Source organism: Bradyrhizobium sp. UBA2491 (genome assembly GCF_002341725.1).
GTDB lineage: Bacteria > Pseudomonadota > Alphaproteobacteria > Rhizobiales > Xanthobacteraceae > Bradyrhizobium.
On sequence record NZ_DDOP01000039.1, the window covers coordinates 64135 to 83618 of the forward strand.

A 19484-nucleotide genomic window follows, 5' to 3' on the forward strand; every position below is an offset into this window, starting at 1 on the left:
ACCATGATCATCGACTGTCACGGCCACTACACCACCGAGCCGGCCAAGCTGCAGATCTTCCGCGACAAGCAGCTCGCCGGCCTCGCCGACAAATCGCGCCGGCCGCTCACCACCAATCTCGGCATCACTGATGACGAGATCCGCAGCAGCGTCGAGGGCGCGCAGCTCCGCCTGCAAAAGGAGCGCGGCACCGACGTCACCATCTTCTCGCCACGCGCCGCCGGCATGGCGCATCATGTCGGCAAGGAAGCCACCAGCCGCGAATGGACCACGATCTGCAACGACCTGGTGCACCGGGTCTGCGCGCTGTTTCCGCAAAACTTCGTCCCCGTCTGCCAGCTGCCGCAGAGCCCCGGAGTGGCGCCCAAGAACTGCATCGAGGAGCTGGAGCGTTGCGTGACCCAGCTCGGCTTCGTCGGCTGCAACCTCAATCCCGATCCCGCCGGCGGCTACTGGTGCGATCCGCCGCTGACCGATGAATGGTGGTATCCGCTGTATGAGAAGATGGTCGAGCTCGACGTGCCGGCGATGGTCCATGTCTCCTCGTCCTGCAATCCCTGCTTCCACGGCACCGGCGCGCATTACCTCAACGGCGACACCACCGCCTTCATGCAGTTCCTGACCTCCGATCTCTTCGAGCGTTTCCCGACGCTGCGCTTCATCATCCCGCATGGCGGCGGTGCGGTGCCCTATCATTGGGGCCGCTACCGGGGCCTGGCGCAGGACATGAAGCTGCCGCCGCTTTCGGAGCATCTGTTGAAGAACGTGTTCTTCGACACCTGCGTCTATCATCTGCCCGGCATCGAGCTGTTGACCCGGGTGATCCCGGTCGAGAACATCCTGTTTGCCTCGGAGATGGTCGGCGCGGTTCGCGGCATCGATCCGGAGACGGGTCATCACTTCGACGACACCCGCCGCTATATCGACGCGTTGCCGCTCAGCGCCGAAGACAAGGCCAAGATCTTTGAAGGCAATGCCCGCCGCGTCTATCCTCGCCTCAACGCCCATCTCGACCGCCGCGCGCATTGAGCGGGCGCACCGCCAACACACCGGAGAAAACGATGGCCATAGGATTTGCAATTCACAAGGCGAAGCGGAAAATCTCGCCCGACCTCGTCGCGCGCTACCGTACGCTGCCGGTCGCCAATATCAGCGATGTGATGTCGCGGATCGCGGGCACCAACCGGCTGCGGCCGATGCATAAGGGCGGCTGGCTCGGCGGTCCGGCGCTGACTGTGAAAACCCGGCCCGGCGATAACCTGATGGTGCACAAGGCGATCGACCTCGCCCAAGCCGGCGACGTGATCGTGGTCGATGCCGGCGGCGTGCTGGTCAACGCCATCATCGGCGAGATCATGTCGACGCTGGCTGAGAAGAAGGGCGTCGCGGGCTTCGTGATCGACGGCTCGATCCGCGATGCCGGCGCGATCCGTGCCGGATCGTTCCCGGTGTTCGCGGCCGGCGTTGCCCATCGCGGGCCCTACAAGGATGGCCCGGGTGAGATCAATTGCGCCATCTCGATCGACGGCATGATCGTCGAGCCCGGCGACCTCATCGTCGCCGACGACGACGGCGTGCTCTGCGTGCCCCATGACGAGGCCGAGGCGATCTGCAAGCTGACCGAGGCCAAGAAGGCGACCGAGGAGAAAGCCATCCAGCAGATCCTCGCCGGCACCAGCGACCGCCGCTGGGTCGATGAGGCCCTGCACCGCCTCGGCTGCGAGTTCAAGGATTGACCTGACGCCGGTCCCGCGTGGCATCACGGACGGGCGATCAAAAACAAAGGCCTCAGCGCGACCGGCGCTGAGGCCCCACGGCGCAACAACCGAAGCGCCGAAATCTTTACTTCATCAGGCGAAGCAGCGCGCGCCCGGCGTGCGACTTCAGTTCCTTCGCATCCAGCGTTCCGTCATTGTCGGGATTGGCCGCGTTGAAACGCTGCTCGACGACGGCAAGATATTCATCCTTCGTCAGGGTGCCGTCATGATCGGGATCAGCGGCAGCCAGCTCCTTCTTGCTCAGTCTGCCGCGCAGCTCGCGCGCATCGAGGGTGCCATCCTTGTCCGGATCGAGCTTGTCGAACAGCGCCGACGCTGCGTTCTTCACCTCGGACAGATCGAGCGTGCCGTCATTGTCGGGGTCGAACATCTTGATGGTGTTGTCGTGGCTCGCAGCGAAGGCCGCTCCCGACAAGGTCATGGCAGCGGCCAGCACCAGGCCAGCCAATGGGCGCGAAGTCATTCTCGGTCTCCCATCCAATTACGTCCGTTGTGGACCTAACAGACGAATTAGCTGGTCGACGCATCATCCTCAAGCAATTATCCCGATATATTCGGGAAAAATTCCCGAATTCGAAGGGAACAATCCCAAAACCGATCGCGCACGGCCTACCCGAGGCAGACCGTGCGCGATCCCTGCGGCATGACCCGTTCAGGTCATGCTATTTGCAGGTCATGCTATTTGCTCTTCGGCCGGATCGCGTCCGCGGTTCCCTGGATGAAGGCCTGGATCTTCACCACGTCGGCCTCGGTCAGCTTGCCGGTGAAGTCAGGCATTCCCCGATCACGGAACGGTCCGTTGAACACGATGTCCTTCAGGTTGGCGATCTCCTCGGCAGGGACGTAACCGAGATTCCTGACATTGCCGCCGCGATCGACGCCGGGAACCCCGTGGCAGGTGGCGCAGGCCGCAACATAGATCGCGGTACCCTCAGGGACGTCCTTCGGGTCGTACTTCACGCCTTGCAGCAAGCCCTCGGTCTGGTACTTCACGAACTCCGGCATCTTGGCCTTGCCGTTGAGCGCGAAGGTGTAGACCGTGCCGGGATTCTGGTATTCGGTCGCGCGCGTGGCGATGCCGAACACGCCGCCCCAGCCGACCGCGATCGAGACATATTGCTGGCCATCGATCGTGTAGGTCGATGCTGCCGCCACCACACCGGTGCCGGTCGGCGTTTCCCACAGCGTCTTTCCGTTCCTTGCATCATACGCCACGAAACGTCCGTCGGCGGTACCCTGGAACACCAGATTGCCCGCGGTAGTCAGCGTGCCGCCATTCCATGGCGACACATAGTCGACCTTCCATGCTTCCTTCTGCTTCACCGGGTCCCACGCGATCAGCTTGCCGAAGGCTGGCGCCTTCGGCGGCGTGCCGTTGAGGACGAAACCGACGTTCCAGCCGGTGGTACCGCCGAACTTGCCGGGGGTCGCCGCATTCTGCGTCAGCGATTTTTCCGACGTCAGATTGACCGGAACGTTCTGCGCCGGCAGGTAAACGAGGCCGGTCTGCGGATTGAACGACATCGGGTGCCAGTTGTGAGCGCCGTACGGACCGGGCACTGCATCAAAGGGCTCGTCGCCGCGCGCCGCCGGCACCTCGATCGGGCGTCCATTGGCGTCGTAGCCAGTCGCCCAGTTCACATCGACGAAGTTCTTCGCCGAGATGAACTTGCCGTTGGTCCGGTCGATCACGAAGAAGAAGCCGTTCTTCGGCGCGTGCAGAATCACCTTGCGCGGCGCGCCATCGATCGCGATGTCGGCGAGGATCATCGGTTGGGTCGAGGTGTAGTCCCAATTATCGCCGGGCGTCTCCTGGTAGTGCCAGATGTATTTGCCGGTGTCGGCGTTCAGCGCGACCAGCGAGGCGAGGTAGAGATTGTCGCCTCCCGACGGGCTGCGGAATTTGCGATTCCACGGCGCGCCGTTGCCGGTGCCGACATAGACCATGTTCAGTTCGGGATCGTAGGTGATCGTATCCCAGGGCGTGCCGCCGCCGCCGTTGAGCCAGTATTTGCCGGACGGATCCCAGGTCTTGGCCGCGGCTTCCATCGAGGCATCCTCGAACGGCTTCGACGGATCGCCCGGCACGGTGAACCAGCGCCAGAGCTGGTTGCCGGTCTCGGTGTCATAGGCCGTGATGTAGCCGCGTGCGCCGTACTCGGCGCCGCCCTGCCCGATCACCACCTTGCCGTTGAAGGCGCGCGGCGCGCCGGTGATGGTGTAGGAGTGCTCGTGATCGATCAGCGTGTCCTTTTCCCAGACCTTCTGGCCGGTGGCCGCATCGAGCGCGATCAGGCGGCCGTCATAGGCGGCGACGAACACCTTGCCCTTGTAGACGGCGACGCCGCGATTGACGACGTCGCAGCACCCCTTGTAGCCCTTCGAGCGGTCGACGCCCGGATCGAACGACCACAGCTTCTTGCCGGTACGCGCGTCGATGGCGTGGACCACGCTCCATGACGCCGACTGATACATGATGCCATCGACCACGACCGGCGTCGCCTCGACGCCACGCGATGATTCGAGATTGTAGCTCCAGACCAGTCCGAGATCCTTGACGTTGTCGGCGTTGATCTGGTTGAGCTTGCTGAATCGCGTCTCCGCATAATCGAGACCGATCGTCGGCCAGTCCTTGGAGGTGGCGGTGTTCGCCTTGATGAAATCGCTGTCGACCTTCGACGTGACTTCCTTGATGCGGTCAGGCGTGGCGTTCTGTGCCGAGGCGGCACCGCAGAAGGCCGAAAGTCCAATTATTCCGGCGAAGACGACCTTCGCAGCCAGCAGCCGTGGAGAGGTTCTCCTCCCGTCTGCAATGCAGTGCGTCAACTCGAACGACAGCAAGCGCTTCATGTGCTTCCTCCAGCGATCTCTAACGGATCTGCTGGGAGCGTAGACGCGCGTTTATGCGACATCAAGATCGATGCATGACGATGACGCGCAACGCGCATGATTTGCGTATGCGCGAGATGACGAACGTCAGGTTATCTTTCCAAGACGAGCCGGGAATTCTTCCCGAAAAATGCGAGAGACAATCTCGTTGATCAGAACAGCGGCAACGATACGATCCGTCTTGCTACTTCCCGCGCATAGCGCAGGATTTATCCCAATGAACTTGTAACCCCGCCTCCTCCGTGAGAGCGGGGTTATTTTTGTCGCTGACGTCAGCAGCGATGCGTTGACGCGGTTCGACGGCGGTCGTGAGAAGGCGTCGCTTCAGCTCGGCAGGTTCATGGACATGCCGGCAGCCAGTTGCACCAATTCCCTCGTCGACCGAACTCCGAGCTTGTGCCGCATGATCGCGGTGTCGTTCGCGACCGTTCCGTAGGAAACGCCGATCAGCTTTGCGATCTCGGCCAAGGTCTGGCCAGCTACGAGCAGGTGAAGAATCCTGGCTTCGCGGGCGCTGATTTGCGCAAGCCGGTTCGCCGCGACCGACGGATCAGCCACCGGCGTATCCCCGCGGCTGCGGGACGGCAGAAACGTGCCACCCTTGCCAACTTCACGGATCGCAACCACCAGATCGTTGGGATCTCCCGACTTGGACACATAGCCCTTGACGCCGACATCGACGGCACGCGCGACGAAGACGGGATCGTCATTGATGCTGAAGATGACGATGCGCGCTCCGGCATCCTTTCCGAGGATCTGCTGTGCGAGTTCGAGGCCGGAGACCGTCGGCAGATTGATGTCGATGACGCAGACCTCCGGCGCCTCGGCGGCAAACGACGCGAGACCTCCCGCCGCATCCGCGGCAGCCGTCACGGTCATTTCGGCTTCATCGGCCAGCAAGGCCTGGCAGGCCGCGATGACGATCGGATGATCGTCGACAATCAGGACTCGCATCGGTCCTCGGAGCAGCGATTGATGGATATTGGAGCCATGTCTACAGGCGCCATCCGGGCGGGAACAAGCGACACTTAATGCGCATTGCGGCGCCGATACAAATCAATGCTGAAAGACCCGGCTTAGGCATGATTTCGTGGCCATGTCCACTCCATTGCCCCCGCGACAACGTACTGATTGCATGAGACGAATCGTCGCGGGCCAGCGGCCAGATTGCCGGCACGACAGCCCTGCGCAACAACCGGGAATTTTTCCCGACCTCCGCTGGAAAACAATCCCGCACGTCCGGGACAAAACTTGTTTGCCAAACTGGCATGCCTCCAGCAGTCTCGAACGCGAATGGTTCGTCGGGGAAAATGGCGAGCCGCGAAAAAAGGGTGGGCGCTATGGCTGGTACGTTGCAAGTCGCAACGCGATTTTCGTTGTCTTCAGCACACACGCGCGGCGCAGCAGCCGTGCTTACGGCGATCGGCGTCGTTGCACCGTTGACGGCGGTGTACGCGCAGACACCTGCCCCGACCGAATTGCCGCCAGTCACCGTGATTGCGCCCTCGCCGCTCGCCGGCACCCGCAGCACCAGGCCGGCCACGCGCCCGGTGGTACAGACATCGCGGACCACCAGAACGCGGGCCGCACCGGCTCGAACCGCGGCGGCGCCGGAAGGTGGCATCGGTGTGCCAAGCCCCTCCGAGCGCGATTCGAGCCTGATCGATCGCGACAAGGTTCCGTCCAACACCGAGGTGCTGACCTCGACCGATTTCAGCCGCAACTATTCGACCAATTTTCTGGACTCGGTGAATCGCAAGCTGCCCGGCGTCACGCTCACCGATCAGACCGGCAATCCGTTCCAGCGCAATCTCGATTATCGCGGCTTCACCGCTTCACCGGTGCAGGGCACGCCGCAGGGCATCGCGGTCTACCAGAACGGCGTCCGCATCAACGAATCCTGGGGCGACGTGGTCAACTGGGATTTCATCCCGGAGAAGGCCATCGACAGCGTCGCATTGTTTCCCAACAATCCGGTGTTCGGCCTCAACGCGATCGGCGGCGCGCTCAGCATCCAGATGAAGAACGGCTTCACCTATCAGGGCGTCGAGGGTGAAGTGTTCGGCGGTTCATACGGCCGTGTGCAGGGCAGCGTGCAGGCCGGCGGCCAGAAGGACAATGTCTCCGCCTACGCCGCTTTCGAATCCGCCTACGACCGGGGCTGGCGCGACTACGCGAATTCGTCGCACGTCAACCGCATGTATGTCGACGTCGGCGCGCGCAACGACCAGACCGAATTCCACATCAATTTCACCGGCGCCAGCAATCTGCTCGGCAACGTCGCCGCCACGCCGGTCGAGATGCTCAACCAGCGCTGGTCGAGCGTCTACACCTGGCCGCAATCGACGCTGCTTCAGCTCGCCTTCGTCAATGCGACATTGAACCATAATTTCTCGGACACCTGGTCGTTCCAGGGCAACGCCTATTTCCGCGGCTTCTGGCAATCCCACGTCGACGGCAACGGCACCGACGTCGAAGGCTGCAACAGGGGACGCAACCTGTGCATCGACGGCAACCACGACAATGACCCGATCTACGGACCGGTCGGCGGTCCGCCGGTCCCGAACACGCTCGGCACCGTCTTCCTGGGCGAGATCGACCGCAACCGGGTCGACACCAAGAGCTTCGGCGGCACCGCGCAATTCACCAACACCGATCAGCTGTTCGGCCACGACAACCATCTCGTGATGGGCGTCAGCGTCGACCACGGCTACACCAAGTTCAACGCATCGAGCGAGCTCGGCACGGTCGATCAAAACCTGTTCGTCACTGGCACCGGCATCTTCATCAACCAGCCCGACGCCGGCCTCAGCCCGGTCGACCTGCACGCAACCAACACCTATACCGGCCTCTACCTCACCAACACATTCGATGTGACGAGCAGGTTCTCGGTCACCGCTGGTGGCCGCTTCAACTTCGCCCAGATCGAACTGCGCGACCAGACCGGGACAAACGACCTGCTCAACAGCAACAACCGCTTCCAGCGGCTGAACCCGGTGATCGGCGGTACCTACAAGATCACGCCGAACCTCACCGCCTATGCCGGCTATTCGGAAGCCAACCGCGCGCCGACGCCACTCGAGCTCGGCTGCTCCGACCCCAACCATCCCTGCATGATCGACAGCTTCCTGGTGGCCGATCCGCCGCTCAAGCAGGTGGTGGCGCACACCGTCGAGGCCGGCCTGCGCGGCAGTTGGGGCCAGGATGCAAGGACCGGCAGGCTGAGCTGGGGCCTTGGTGCGTTCCGCACCCAATCGGACGACGACATCATCCAGGTGGCGAGCCCGCTCGGTGTCAACAATTTCGGCTTCTTCCAGAATGCAGGGCAGACCTTGCGGCAGGGCATCGAGGCCAAGCTCGACTATCGCTACAACCGCTGGAATGCGTACGCCAGCTACACCTATGTCAGGGCAACCTATCAAAGCGACATCACGTTGTTCTCGCCGAACAATCCCAACGCCGTGACCGATCCGAACAACTCCGACGTCTCGTATGTCAATGTCAGGCCGGGCGACCAGATCCCGGGCATTCCCGCGCACCGCTTCAAGGCCGGCGTCGAATACAACGTCACCGATGCGTGGAAGGTCGGCGCCGACGTTAACGTCGTGGGCAGCCAGTGGATCATCCACGACGACACCAACCAGAGCCCAAAGATCCCTGCCTATTCCGTCGTCAACCTGCACACCTCGTACCAGATCACGCCGAACATCGAGGTCTTCGGCCTGATCAACAACGTGTTCAACCAGCACTATTATCTGAGCGGCGCGTTCTACGAGACCGGCGGCTTCGCCAGCACGACGCGCGGGGTGACCAACCTGATGGCGCAGCTGTCCGATCCCCGCACCTTCGTGCCGGGCATGCCGCTCGCTGCCTATGCCGGCATCAGGGCGAGGTTCTAGGGCTTGATCCGGAAAGCTGCGAAGCGGCTTTCCGGAGTGCTTGTACGCAAACGGGGCGACGCGATCACGCGTGCTAGTCCGCGTGATCGTATTTGTGATCTAGCTACGCGACGGTGCCGCCGTCGACCGGCATCGCGATGCCGGTAACGAACGATGCCTTGTCCGACAGCAGGAACACGGCGACCTCCGCGATCTCCTCCGGACGCGCCGCGCGGCCCATCGGATTGCGGGTGACGGCGGCCTTGATCAGTTCCTCCGGATTAGCCTCGTTGTGACCCGGCTGGTCGGGGCGGTTGACGAACACCCGCAGCATCGGCGTGTCGATCGCGCCGGGACAGATCGCATTGACGCGCACGCCATCCTTGGCGTGGCGCTTGGCGAGCGCCCGCGCGAGGCCGATCACGCCGGCCTTGGCCGCCGAATAGGTCGGGCTCCACGGCGAGCCGACCAGGCCCGAGGTCGACGCGGTGAACAGGATGCTGCCCTTGCGCCGCGCCGTCATCTGACCGAGCGCAGCGTTGGTGGTGATCAGCTGCGAACGCAGATTGAGATCGACGCTGAGATCCCAGCCTTCCAGATCGTCGATGACCGAGGGCCCGGGAATGCCGAGATGGTTCCAGACGCAGTCGAGCGCGCCGAATTCCTTCACGGTCGCCGCGACGATATCACGCGAAAACTTGTCGTCGCGAAGATCGCCGGCCAGTGCCAGCGCGCGTCCGCCGCCCTTCCTGATCTCGTCGACGACCGCCTTCGCACCGGCCTCGTTCTGGTCGACGACGGCAACCGCCGCGCCCTCGCGCGCGAGGATCAGCGCGCCGGCGCGGCCGGCGCCCGATGCGGCGGCGGTGACGAGTGCGATCTTGCCCTGCATGTCCATGTTGCGATCCTGACTGTGCCCGTGGCCTCGGGCCTTCTCGGTTTGAGCTCAAGCTCTGGTTGGATCAGGACCGCAGCGCTGGGGTCTTGCGCTGACGCGCTATGTTCGTGTCGCCTAGCGGCCGCCGAACAGGACCGGAGACTGGCCGGGCAGCAGCTGCGAATGAATGTCGCTGTCCATGCGCTCCGCCCCTTGCTGGGTGAAGCTCGCTCCCAATGAAAGGCTGAGATTCGAGGTCGGCCGGAACTCGACGCCCGCGCGCGCCGAATAGCCGGCGTTGACGCCGGGATTGCCGCTGAATGGCGCCAGCGGCCCGCCGGCGCCGGGCGGATTGTACTTCAGGCTGTCGAAACCAGCGAAGAAGGTCACCGGCGTATCGCCGACGCCTCTGAAATTGTAGCCGACCTGCGTGCCCTGATATTCCAGCGAGCCGAACGCGGCCGATTGGCCGAGCGCGCTCCAGCCAGCGCGGCCGCCTTCGCTGCCGACGAACCAGCCGTCGGGCCGGCCATTCAGATATGCGGCGCCGCCTTGCGCGCTGGTGGCATCAAAGCCCGGAAAGTTGCCGTAGGTGTCGGCCTTTTGGCCATCGGCCAGGCTGCCGCCGAAGCCGAACAGCGAGCCCGGCGTCCAGTAGCGCACCGGACCGGCCTGGGCATTGGCCTGCTGGCCGCTCAGGCACAGCACCACGAACAGGGATGCGAGACCAGCTTTGCTTGCGAGGGACATTCCGACCAACCACCACGTACGCGCGCGAATTATACGCCGCGGTGGCCGGGAACGCCAGCGCGCCGCTCCGCGGCAACGCGCCCGCCTCTTGCCAATCGCGTGACCGCTCCTTATGTACACGCCTCCTTTTTGAAAGCGAGCGACCCAGGTTTCCAACATGCGGCAGTCACAGCGAGCATCAGTGCTGATGACGGGAGGGCTAATGCCCTCGTCCGCCGCCATTCTGCTTTGGACCTGACCTCACGTCACACCTGACATTGGACGGCGGCCCGGAGCGGAAGCGGCTCCTGGCGCCGAACGGGCTCTCGCGGTGCCTCGAGTCGTGCAAACCCAGCACGGGAGCTCGAACACCACAGGTGTCCCATGGCCAAAGAGAAGTTCATCCGCCTCAAGCCCAACTGCAATGTTGGCACGATCGGTCACGTGGATCATGGCAAGACGACGCTGACGGCAGCGCTGACGAAGGTTTCAGCCGATCACGGCTGGGGCGCGTTCGTCTCCTACCAGGACGTTGCCAAGGCGTCGGCCGCGCAAGGTACGCGTGACGATTCGAAGATCCTGACGATCGCGACCAGCCACGTCGAGTTCTCGACGGAGACGCGCCACTACTCGCACGTCGACTGCCCGGGCCACGCCGATTATGTGAAGAACATGATTACCGGAGCGGCGCAGATGGACGGCGCGATCCTGGTGGTCTCCGCGGTCGACGGGCCGATGCCGCAGACGCGGGAACACATCCTGCTGGCGCGCCAGATCGGCGTGCCCCGCATCGTCGTGTTCCTGAACAAGTGCGATGTCGCCGACGATCCGGAACTGGTCGATCTCGTCGAGATCGAGGTGCGCGATCTGCTGTCGAAGTACCAGTACGACGGCGACAACGCGCCGGTCGTGCGCGGTGCCGCGATGCAGGCGCTGCGCGGCGAGCGCGGTCCGCTGGCGGATCAGGCGATCCTGAAACTGTTCGAGGCACTCGACAGCTTTATCGAGCTGCCCGAGCGACCGAACGATCGTCCGTTCCTAATGCCGATCGAGGGGGTGCAGTCGATCGCTGGGCGCGGCACGGTGGTGACCGGGCTGGTCGAGCGCGGCGTCGTCAGGCTCGGCGACGAGGTCGAGATCGTCGGTCTCGGCGAGACCCGCAAGTCCGTCGTGACCAGCATCGAGAGCTACCGCAAGATCCTCGATCAGGGGCAGGCCGGCGACAATGTCGGCTGCCTGCTGCGCGGGATCGACAAGGCCACGGTGCAGCGCGGCCAGGTGCTGTCGCACCCGGGCGGTGCGACGCCGCACCGGACCTTCCGCGCGGAGGTGTATGTGCTGACAAAGGACGAAGGCGGGCGCCACACGCCCTTCTTCGCCAACTATCGTCCGCAGTTCTACTTCCGCACCGCTGACGTCACCGGCACCGTCCAGCTCGGCAATGGCGCCGAGATGGTGATGCCGGGCGACAGCGCCGAGTTCACGATCGAGCTCAACAAGCCGATCGCGCTCGAGGCGCGCTCACGCTTTGCGATCCGTGAAGGCAACCGCACCGTCGGCGCGGGTGTCGTGACCGAGATCGTGGAGTAACGGATGGAGGCCTGGTGCGAGCCGGGCCTCCATTCACTTTCGACGCTTGCGCGCCCTGACTCGATGGCCAGCCCGGCGCGAGGCGCATCAGATCCTGCCGCTGCTCCAGGACGTCGAATATTTGAACGCCGGCCCCTTCCTGAGTTGATCGGCCGACGCATTCATGCTGGCGTGCCAGGTTTTGTCGTTGGTGTTGTAGGTAACCTTCACGGCGGACGGGTCGACCGCCACGTCATGGCCGCCCATCCCGAGGAAGCCGCCGACCGAAACGATGTAGGCGGCCTCATGACCACCGGGGCTCAGCGCAATGTCCTTGATCGTACCGATGTCCTTGTTGTCGTTATTGTAGATCCCGAGCCCGATGACCTTCGAGCTGAAGTCATCGCTGGCGGGCACGCTGACGAAATTGGCATCGCTGTTCGCGGCGCCGGCATCCGCCGCGCCCTGGTTCGTGGCGTGCCGAGGTGTCGCGCCGAACGCCGTCACCTCCGTGAACTGGTCGGGACTGATCGACATCACGACGGGATTGCCGTTGTCGTCCGTGGCGCGGACGACGAAGGAGGACGGCGCCACGCGGATGTCGGTATAGCCCGACTTGCGCAGCATCTGGGTGAGATTGCTCCGCAGGTTCGGCGGCGTGGACGGCGCGGTGGTCTCGGCGGCCCAGGCCGCCGTGCTGACAACGGCAAGCGCGGCCACTGCCGCTCCTGCAAGTAAAGTGTTCGAGCGCATCGTCTTGCTCCTTTCAACTGTAGCCTCGATGCTGATTCAACGATGCGCCGCAACGCCAGTTGCATGAACTTTTGCTTAGCCGAGCGGCCGGCGCCGGCCTGTGCCGGCGATGTTGCAAAATCGCCCGGTGCCCGGAAATTCATCGCATCGCTCCAGCAATGCCGATTGACAGGCTGGAGCGTTTTCGAAACTGTGCGGCATTGCGCCGCATGGGGACTGCCGGCTTCGTGCCAATGCTGATCCGGCCCGGCGCGGAATGGCGTCGACATGAACTGGTTTCGCTCGAACATCAGGCACGGGGCTCGGCTGGCGCTGTTGGCGCTGGCGATCCAGTCCGTGCTGTCGTTCGGGCATTTTCATGCCATTGCAGCGGCGCGTCCGTCGCAGGCTTCGATCGGAACCGCCTGCGCCTCGCTTGTTGCGCATGTCGAGAGTGCCTCGCGCGACGAGCCGCGATCAAACCCGGACTCCGATCAGTCCACGGACCTGTGCGCCATCTGCGCCGTCGTTGCGATGGTCAACACGGCCGTGCCGGCGCCGGCACTGCCGCCATTGCAGTTGCCGGATGCCGTCAATCTGCTCCGTTGGCACCTCACCAGCTATGCGGCCCCGGTCGAAACCGGCCGGCTGCATTTTCAGCCGCGCGCACCTCCGATCTCCTGATCTCCCAGCACAACTGAACGTCGAACGCGGCCGCAATCCGGCTGCCGTTTGAGCAATGGGAATCTGGCCGTCGCGCATCGACGGTAGGCTCGGCCGCGTCCTCTTCGGATGGATCCGGATCGCGGCTTGATGAGATCGGGAACCAACATGTCAGGACCTATCAGACGACACGCCAGCGCGAGCGCGGCATCGCTCTTGTTCTGCGGGATGAGTGCAAGCGCATTCGCGCAGACGACGGCGCCGACCACCGAACTTCCGGATATCACGGTGACGGCGCCGCAAAGCCACCACGCACCGGCAGGACCGAGAAAACCGCGGACGCGCGTCGCAACCGGGAACGGACACCGCGCGCGAAGAGCCGGAGCGGTATCGGCCACGCCGGAATCACCCGAGCAGGCCCGCGCGCGGGGAATCGCGGGCCAGAATGAACGGCTCGACCAGGCGCGTGCCGCCCTGCTGGCGCCGACCGGCGCCAACACCTACCAGATGAGTCAGCAATTCCTTCAGTCGCTGCCGCAGGGGACCAACACCACGCTCGACAAGGCGCTGCTGCAAGCTCCCGGCGTCTCGCAGGACTCGGCCGCAAGCGGCGAGCTGCACGTGCGCAACGAGCACGCCAACCTGCAATACCGCATCAACGGCATCATGCTGCCGGACGGCGTCGGCGCCTTCGGCCAGATCATCGACACCGGGATCGTCGGCAGCATGGCGCTGATCACCGGCGCCCTGCCCGCGCAATATGGCCTGCGCACCGCCGGTGTGCTCGACATCCAGACCAAGACCGACGCCTTCAACAATTCCGGCAGCGTCAGCGTCTACGGCGGCAGCCACGGCAACTTCACGACCAGCGTCGACTATGGCGGCACGGTCGGACAGACCCAGTACTACGTCTCGGGGCGCTATTTCGGCAGCGATGTCGGCATCGAGAACCCGACGCCGGCCTACAACGCGATCCATGACAGGACGGACCAGGAGAAGGGCTTTGCCTACGTCTCGACGGCGATCGATCCGACCAGCCGGCTGACCTATATCGGCGGCGTGTCCAACGGCGCCTACCAGATCCCCAACAATCCGGGCCAGCCGCCGGCCTTCACCGCCTATGGCGTCTCCAATTTCGATTCCGCGCTGCTGAACGAGCGGCAGAAGGAGTTCAACCAGTTCAACGTCGTGGCCTACCAGAAATCGGCCGACGGGCTCGACTACCAGATCGCCTATTTCAACCGCTACAGCCAGCTCCACTTCACGCCCGACCCGATCGGCGACCTGGTCTTCAACGGGGTCGCGTCCGACGTGTACCGCCAGAGCTTCATCAACGGAATCCAGGAGGACACCTCCTACAAGCTCGGCTTCGCGCACACCCTGAAGTTCGGCGTGGCCTTCAGCGCCGAGCGCTCGCTGGTCAACAATGGCTCGACCGTGCTGCCGCTCGACGCCACCGGCAATCCGGTCGACGCGCCGTTCTCGGTGTTCGATTCCAGCGCCAAGACCGGCTATCTGTTCTCCACCTACATCGCCGACGAGTGGAAGATCACCAACCAGCTGACGCTCAGCGCCGGGCTGCGCTTCGACCAGATGTGGCAATATGTCGACGCCAACCAGCTCAGCCCCCGGGTCAGCCTGACCTGGAAGCCCTACGACGGCACCACCTTCCATGCCGGCTATGCGCGCAACTTCACGCCGCCCGAGCAGGTGCTGGCGGCTCCGACCAATCTTTCACTGGTGCAGAACACCACGGCACAGCCGGCCACCACCGCCAACGATCCCGTGCTGCCCGAGCGTTCCCACGTGTTCGATGTCGGCGTCACCCAGAAAGTCTATGCGATCCCCGGCCTCGAGGTCGGCATGGATGCCTATTACAAGATCGCGACCGACCTGCTCGACGACGGCCAGTTCGGCCAGGCCTATGTCCTGACCGCTTTCAACTACGCGCGGGGCATCAACCAGGGCGTCGAGCTGACTGCGAACTACAACCACGACAACCTGCATCTCTACGCCAACGTCGCCATCGCCAAGCAGATCGCGACCAACGTGGTGTCGAACCAGTATCTGTTCGATCCGGACGAACTGGCCTACATCGCCAACAACTACGTCAACACCGACCATGCCCAGACGCTGACGGCATCGGTCGGCGGCTGGTATCAGTGGCGCGACACCAAGTTCAGCGCATCGCTGATCTACGGTTCGGGCCTGCGTGACGGCTTCGCCAATATCGGCACCGTGCCGCCCTACACGCAGGTCAATCTCGGCGTCTCGCACGACTTCTATCTGGTCGCGCCGAACAAGCCGACCACGCTGCGCCTCGACGTCGTCAACCTGTTCGACACCGTCTACCAGATCCGCGACGGCTCCGGCATCGGTGTGTTCGCGCCGCAATACGGCCCGCGCCGCGGCGTCTATGCCGGCATCACGCAGAAGTTCTGACAGCTGATCGCCGAAGAAACCAAATCCGGAGGTCGCCGAAACGCGACGTCCGGATTCAGGCCGACCGCGTCCCCGGTCTGGCCTGCGTCATGGCGACGCCGGAGATCGCGAGCAGTCCGCCGACGATCAACTTCGGGGTCATGCGGTCGCCAAGAAACAGCACGCTCGAAATCAAGGCGAACACCGGAAGCAGCAGACCGAACGGCGCAACGCGGCCCATGGAACAACGCCCGATCAGCCAGAACCAGAGGCCAAACCCGGCAATCCCTCCGATGAAAATCGTGTAGGCGAGCGCGAGCCAACCGCGTTGATCCGCCGCGACAAGGCTCGCGACTTGTCCATGCTCAAGCAGCAGCGACATCAGCATCACCTGTGGCACCGTGAACAGCGAGAACCATCCCATCAACATCAAGGGATCAAAAGGGCCGTAGCGTTTCGTCAAGACGTTGGACACCGCGAACGCGAAGGCTGCCCCGACCACGAGCAGCAGCGGAAGCGCGTCCGCCGACAGGCCAGGCCCCGCTGCCAGCACGACCACCCCGCCGAAGGCAAGCACCACGCCGGCGGACGTGGTGAGCGACGGCCTCTCCGCGAGCAGCGGCCAGGCCAACAGGACGGTGAAGGGCGGAGCGAGTTGATAGGCCACGGCAGAAATGCTTCCCGAGCCGAGTCCAAGGCCAACATAGAACAGCCCGAAGTTCAGTCCGCCCAGGAAGACCGAAATGGCTGCGACAGGACCGAGCTGTTGGCGTGTCGGCCTCTTGACGAACGGAACAAGCAATAGCGCGATGGCCAGGAAGCGCAACGCGAGGAAGAACAGCGGTGGAAACTCCATGACGCCCACCTTGATGGCCACGAACTGATAGCCCCAGAGCAAGGGAACAAGCACGGCGCAGATGATCTGGATGGCAGACATGGTTTTCTTCTTTCAAGACCGATCGGTCCATATATCGGCGCGCGGACAAGAGAGGCGTCGATGGGTTGCTTTACCTGATGAAGCGCTCGAGAAAGGCGTCGACGGTGGCTTGCGAAATGATCCGCGTCGGTGCCGTTTTACCAACCACCCGCAGGCCCTCGACGAAACAGACGAGAATTCGGGCCGCGCTCGAAGGCTCGACGCCATCGGCCAACTTGCCCGCGGCTTTCGCCCGGGAGAGTGCACCAGCCACCCGCGCCTCCATGTCTTTGAAAAAGCGCCCGATGCGACGATCGACGTCGGCATCGCGGCCAGCCAGTTCCATGGCTGTGGCGACCAGCAGGCATCCGCGTCGACCGTTGGCACCGCTATTACGGTCAACGTAGCCGGCAAGGTAGGCCCGCAGGCCCTCGATCGGATCCCGGCGCGGATCGAGTTCGAGATCCATCCGTGTGTGGGCATCGGCGATGTAGCGATCGAGCGCGAGCAAGAACAACGAATGCTTGTCACCGAACGCTGCGTAAAGGCTGCCGCGTGACAGCTTCGTCGCGCGAAGCAGGTCCGGCAGCGCTGTGGCGTGGTAGCCGCGCGTCCAGAACACATTCATCGCGCGCTCGACGGCGGCCTCCGTGTCGAAACTTCTCGGGCGGCCACGGGGCAGCTGCACAGGGGTTTGACGGCTCATCGCGTAAATATAGACCATTCGGTCTTGATATCAAGCGAGCCCGCGCCGCGGCGACCATGCCGGCATCACGCAGAAGCCCGCGAGCACGCTTCGCCGAGGCGAAAGTGCGCGGCTCACAGTTCGGCGACCAGCTTGACCAGCTGGTCGCGCAACCAGACGTGAGCCGGATCGTGATCGTAGGACGCATGCCACAGCAGTGACACGGTGACGTCCTTGACCTTCACCGGTGGCGGACTGAGGCTGAGCCCGAGATCGGCGGCGAAACGACGCGCCAGCCGCGCGCCCATGGTGACGATGACAGGCGCCTGCGCCACCAGATACGGCACGGTGAGAAAACGCGGCGTGGTCAGCACGACGGTGCGATGCAGGCCGAGCTCATCGAGGGCATCGTCGACGAAGCCGCGCACGCTGCGCCCCGGCCGCAGGCTGGTCAGCACGTGCGGAAGCCGGATGTAATCCTGGAGCGAGATCGGCGGCGTGACGCCGGTCTTCTCGGCATTGAACATGCAAAGGAAGCTCTCGGTGAACAGCACGCGCTGCTTGTGGTGCAATTGCCCCTGCTGGATCGGCCCATAGGAGAGCGCGAGATCGAATTCGTCGGCGTCGAGGTCATCGAGCAAGCGGGACGTATCGACATTGTAAAGCCGCAGGTGAATGCCGGGCGCGATCTCGCGCATGCGGGCCAGCAGGCGCGGCACGATCAGGATTTCCATGCTGTCCGACAGGCCGAGCCTGAAGGTTCGCACCGCCGTGGCCGGATCGAAGGTCTGCTCGCGCCGGAGCACCGCCTCGACCTGCGCGAGCGCCATCCGCACCGGCTCGAGCAAGGTCACCGCGCGCGGGGTCAGGCGCATGCCGTCGGCCGCCCGCGTCAGCAGCTCGTCATCGAGCAGTTCGCGCAGGCGAGCGAGGTTGTGGCTCATCGCGGATTGGCCGATCCCGACGCGCGCCGCCGCCCGTGTCACGCTCCGCTCGGTCAGCAGCGCGTCGAGGTGAACGAGCAGGTTCAGGTCGACGCGGCCTAAATTGACGGTATCGATGGCCATTATCGATCTCATCTGTTTGATCGATGATCATAGCCTGACCATCTGCTTCGGCAAGGGAGCCGGCGGCATTGCCCGCCACCCAAGTTCTGAGACCCGAGCCAAAGGAGGATCCCATGTCGATCCGCAGTACAATTCTCGCCGCCGCCTTCACCCTGGCCTCATGGGGAACCGCGCACGCGGATGGGCTGAAGCCGTTCGAGGCCCAAAGCATCCATCTCGGCGACCTCTCCGGCGTCGCCTACTACACGGTCGAACCGGACGGATATCGCGTCGTGACCACGCTCGCGCAGGGCACGGCCGGCACGCCGGTGCGTTTCGTGTCGGTACTGGCGCCGGGTCAGCGTGCGCTGCTCTCGACGCCGACACAGGCCGGTGCAGTGGAGATCAGCCGCACCGGCGACAGCCTGACGGTTCGCAAGTCGCACGCGCTCTACGACTGAGCCGCGCAGCGTCAGCACCGTTCCATCACCCGTGCAGGAGCCAACGATGTCCACGATCCACCTTCACCGGACGACCTGGTTGACGCCCGAGCAATACGTCGCCGGTCTCACCGATTTCGGGCCGGGCCGCTCCAGGCTGTTCAGCAACAGCGCCGATGCCCATCTCAAGGTGCATGATCGCGGCCCGTCGCACGCGGACGTGACGGAGGGCTCGAACGGCATCTGGGAGCGGCTGCACTACGATTGGTCGAACCCCGATCACGTCGTCTTGACCACGACCGACTCCAACGTCTGGGGTGGCAGATCGGGCCATACCTACAGCTTCACGCGCCGGCCCGATGGCACCACCGACATCGACGTGGTCGTGGTGCGCGACGGCAGGAACGTCAAAGGACGGATCCTCGGCCTCGTGCTGCGCACGATCGGCAGCGGCGTCCTGGAAAAAGCCTTCGAAAACTCCGTCAACGCCATCGAACAGCGGCACGCGGATCCGCGCCAGCGGGGCCGGATCGCGGCCTAAACCCGGAGCATTGAAAGTATTGCTCCGAGATCAATGTTTATATTGCACCGAGTAATGTATCGGACCATATCTGGTCCATCGAACGCATTGCACCGGGCCCAAGCACCTCGCCAAGTCTGTGCAAGCCGAATGGAGGCAACTCAAATGGAGTTCAATTATCTCGATACGTTCCTGGCATTCCTCGGAATGACCTTCGGACTGGTCTCGGTGGCGCCCCGCTTGTTCTTCCAACCCAAGGTCGAGCCGGCTAGTGCGAGAACGGCGGCCGCGACCCGCGCCGGCAACCGCGGGCGATGACGCGCCGCGCCTTCTGCGCGGCC

The 19484-nt window shown here is 63.8% G+C and carries 19 protein-coding genes; 9 read left to right on the top strand and 10 right to left on the bottom strand.

Annotated elements, in window-relative coordinates; all coding sequences use genetic code 11:
- Window positions 1-3 precede the first annotated feature (3 nt).
- Window positions 4-1029: an amidohydrolase family protein gene (locus B2W55_RS11615; RefSeq protein ID WP_024580289.1), complete on the top strand. Its 1026-nt coding sequence runs from the start codon at window positions 4-6 to the stop codon at window positions 1027-1029.
- 32 nt (window positions 1030-1061) lie between these two features.
- Window positions 1062-1736, top strand: a complete 675-nt coding sequence (locus B2W55_RS11620; protein WP_024580288.1) for an RraA family protein — start codon at window positions 1062-1064, stop codon at window positions 1734-1736.
- A gap of 106 nt (window positions 1737-1842) precedes the next feature.
- On the opposite strand, the gene B2W55_RS11625 is transcribed toward B2W55_RS11620, so the two are convergent.
- From B2W55_RS11625 to B2W55_RS11640, 4 genes are all read right to left on the bottom strand, one after another.
- Window positions 1843-2241 carry a calcium-binding protein gene (locus B2W55_RS11625; protein WP_024580287.1) on the bottom strand — a complete coding sequence of 133 codons (399 nt, stop codon included), beginning with the start codon at window positions 2239-2241 and terminating at the stop codon, window positions 1843-1845.
- A gap of 215 nt (window positions 2242-2456) precedes the next feature.
- The gene (locus B2W55_RS11630; protein ID WP_024580286.1) at window positions 2457-4628 is read right to left on the bottom strand and encodes a PQQ-dependent dehydrogenase, methanol/ethanol family; all 2172 of its coding nucleotides are present in this window, start codon (window positions 4626-4628) and stop codon (window positions 2457-2459) included.
- 363 nt (window positions 4629-4991) lie between these two features.
- A complete protein-coding gene (locus tag B2W55_RS11635; protein ID WP_024580285.1) occupies window positions 4992-5621 on the bottom strand; it encodes a response regulator transcription factor in 630 nt (209 codons plus the stop codon).
- Between the two features lie 40 nt (window positions 5622-5661).
- A complete protein-coding gene (locus B2W55_RS11640; RefSeq protein WP_145987286.1) occupies window positions 5662-6342 on the bottom strand; it encodes a hypothetical protein in 681 nt (226 codons plus the stop codon).
- Between the two features lie 22 nt (window positions 6343-6364).
- Between B2W55_RS11640 and B2W55_RS11645 the strand changes: the two genes are divergently transcribed.
- Complete coding sequence (locus B2W55_RS11645; RefSeq protein WP_024580284.1) at window positions 6365-8566, top strand: TonB-dependent receptor; 2202 nt, start codon at window positions 6365-6367, stop codon at window positions 8564-8566.
- A 103-nt stretch (window positions 8567-8669) separates the two neighbouring features.
- Here the strand turns inward: B2W55_RS11645 and B2W55_RS11650 are convergent, their stop codons facing one another.
- Window positions 8670-9443, bottom strand: a complete 774-nt coding sequence (locus B2W55_RS11650) for an SDR family NAD(P)-dependent oxidoreductase (RefSeq protein ID WP_024580283.1) — start codon at window positions 9441-9443, stop codon at window positions 8670-8672.
- Window positions 9444-9557: 114 nt separating this feature from the next.
- Entirely contained in the window at window positions 9558-10172 is a 615-nt protein-coding gene (locus tag B2W55_RS11655; protein ID WP_024580282.1) for a hypothetical protein, read from the bottom strand.
- A gap of 363 nt (window positions 10173-10535) precedes the next feature.
- Here B2W55_RS11655 and tuf point away from each other — a divergent pair, with 363 nt between their 5' ends.
- Window positions 10536-11741 carry an elongation factor Tu gene (gene tuf / locus B2W55_RS11660; RefSeq protein WP_024580281.1) on the top strand — a complete coding sequence of 402 codons (1206 nt, stop codon included), beginning with the start codon at window positions 10536-10538 and terminating at the stop codon, window positions 11739-11741.
- A gap of 87 nt (window positions 11742-11828) precedes the next feature.
- On the opposite strand, the gene B2W55_RS11665 is transcribed toward tuf, so the two are convergent.
- A complete protein-coding gene (locus B2W55_RS11665) occupies window positions 11829-12440 on the bottom strand; it encodes a PRC-barrel domain-containing protein (protein ID WP_024580280.1) in 612 nt (203 codons plus the stop codon).
- A gap of 300 nt (window positions 12441-12740) precedes the next feature.
- Between B2W55_RS11665 and B2W55_RS11670 the strand changes: the two genes are divergently transcribed.
- Both B2W55_RS11670 and B2W55_RS11675 read left to right on the top strand, forming a co-directional pair.
- Window positions 12741-13136, top strand: coding sequence for a DUF2946 family protein (locus tag B2W55_RS11670; RefSeq protein ID WP_024580279.1), 396 nt, complete (start codon window positions 12741-12743; stop codon window positions 13134-13136).
- 207 nt (window positions 13137-13343) lie between these two features.
- Window positions 13344-15557, top strand: coding sequence for a TonB-dependent receptor (locus tag B2W55_RS11675; RefSeq protein ID WP_244442171.1), 2214 nt, complete (start codon window positions 13344-13346; stop codon window positions 15555-15557).
- Window positions 15558-15612: 55 nt separating this feature from the next.
- On the opposite strand, the gene B2W55_RS11680 is transcribed toward B2W55_RS11675, so the two are convergent.
- The 3 genes from B2W55_RS11680 to B2W55_RS11690 all read right to left on the bottom strand — a co-directional run bounded on the left by B2W55_RS11680 (window position 15613) and on the right by B2W55_RS11690 (window position 18204).
- On the bottom strand, window positions 15613-16473 hold the full coding sequence (locus B2W55_RS11680; RefSeq protein WP_024580277.1) for a DMT family transporter: 861 nt from the start codon (window positions 16471-16473) through the stop codon (window positions 15613-15615).
- A gap of 70 nt (window positions 16474-16543) precedes the next feature.
- On the bottom strand, window positions 16544-17158 hold the full coding sequence (locus tag B2W55_RS11685) for a TetR/AcrR family transcriptional regulator (RefSeq protein ID WP_024580276.1): 615 nt from the start codon (window positions 17156-17158) through the stop codon (window positions 16544-16546).
- A gap of 113 nt (window positions 17159-17271) precedes the next feature.
- Entirely contained in the window at window positions 17272-18204 is a 933-nt protein-coding gene (locus B2W55_RS11690) for a LysR family transcriptional regulator (RefSeq protein WP_024580275.1), read from the bottom strand.
- Window positions 18205-18317: 113 nt separating this feature from the next.
- Here B2W55_RS11690 and B2W55_RS11695 point away from each other — a divergent pair, with 113 nt between their 5' ends.
- The 3 genes from B2W55_RS11695 (at window position 18318) to B2W55_RS11705 (ending at window position 19461) form a co-directional block, all read left to right on the top strand.
- Window positions 18318-18644, top strand: coding sequence for a hypothetical protein (locus B2W55_RS11695; protein ID WP_024580274.1), 327 nt, complete (start codon window positions 18318-18320; stop codon window positions 18642-18644).
- Between the two features lie 46 nt (window positions 18645-18690).
- On the top strand, window positions 18691-19164 hold the full coding sequence (locus B2W55_RS11700) for a hypothetical protein (RefSeq protein ID WP_024580273.1): 474 nt from the start codon (window positions 18691-18693) through the stop codon (window positions 19162-19164).
- A 144-nt stretch (window positions 19165-19308) separates the two neighbouring features.
- The gene (locus tag B2W55_RS11705) at window positions 19309-19461 is read left to right on the top strand and encodes a hypothetical protein (RefSeq protein ID WP_160306739.1); all 153 of its coding nucleotides are present in this window, start codon (window positions 19309-19311) and stop codon (window positions 19459-19461) included.
- Window positions 19462-19484: the final 23 nt, after the last annotated feature.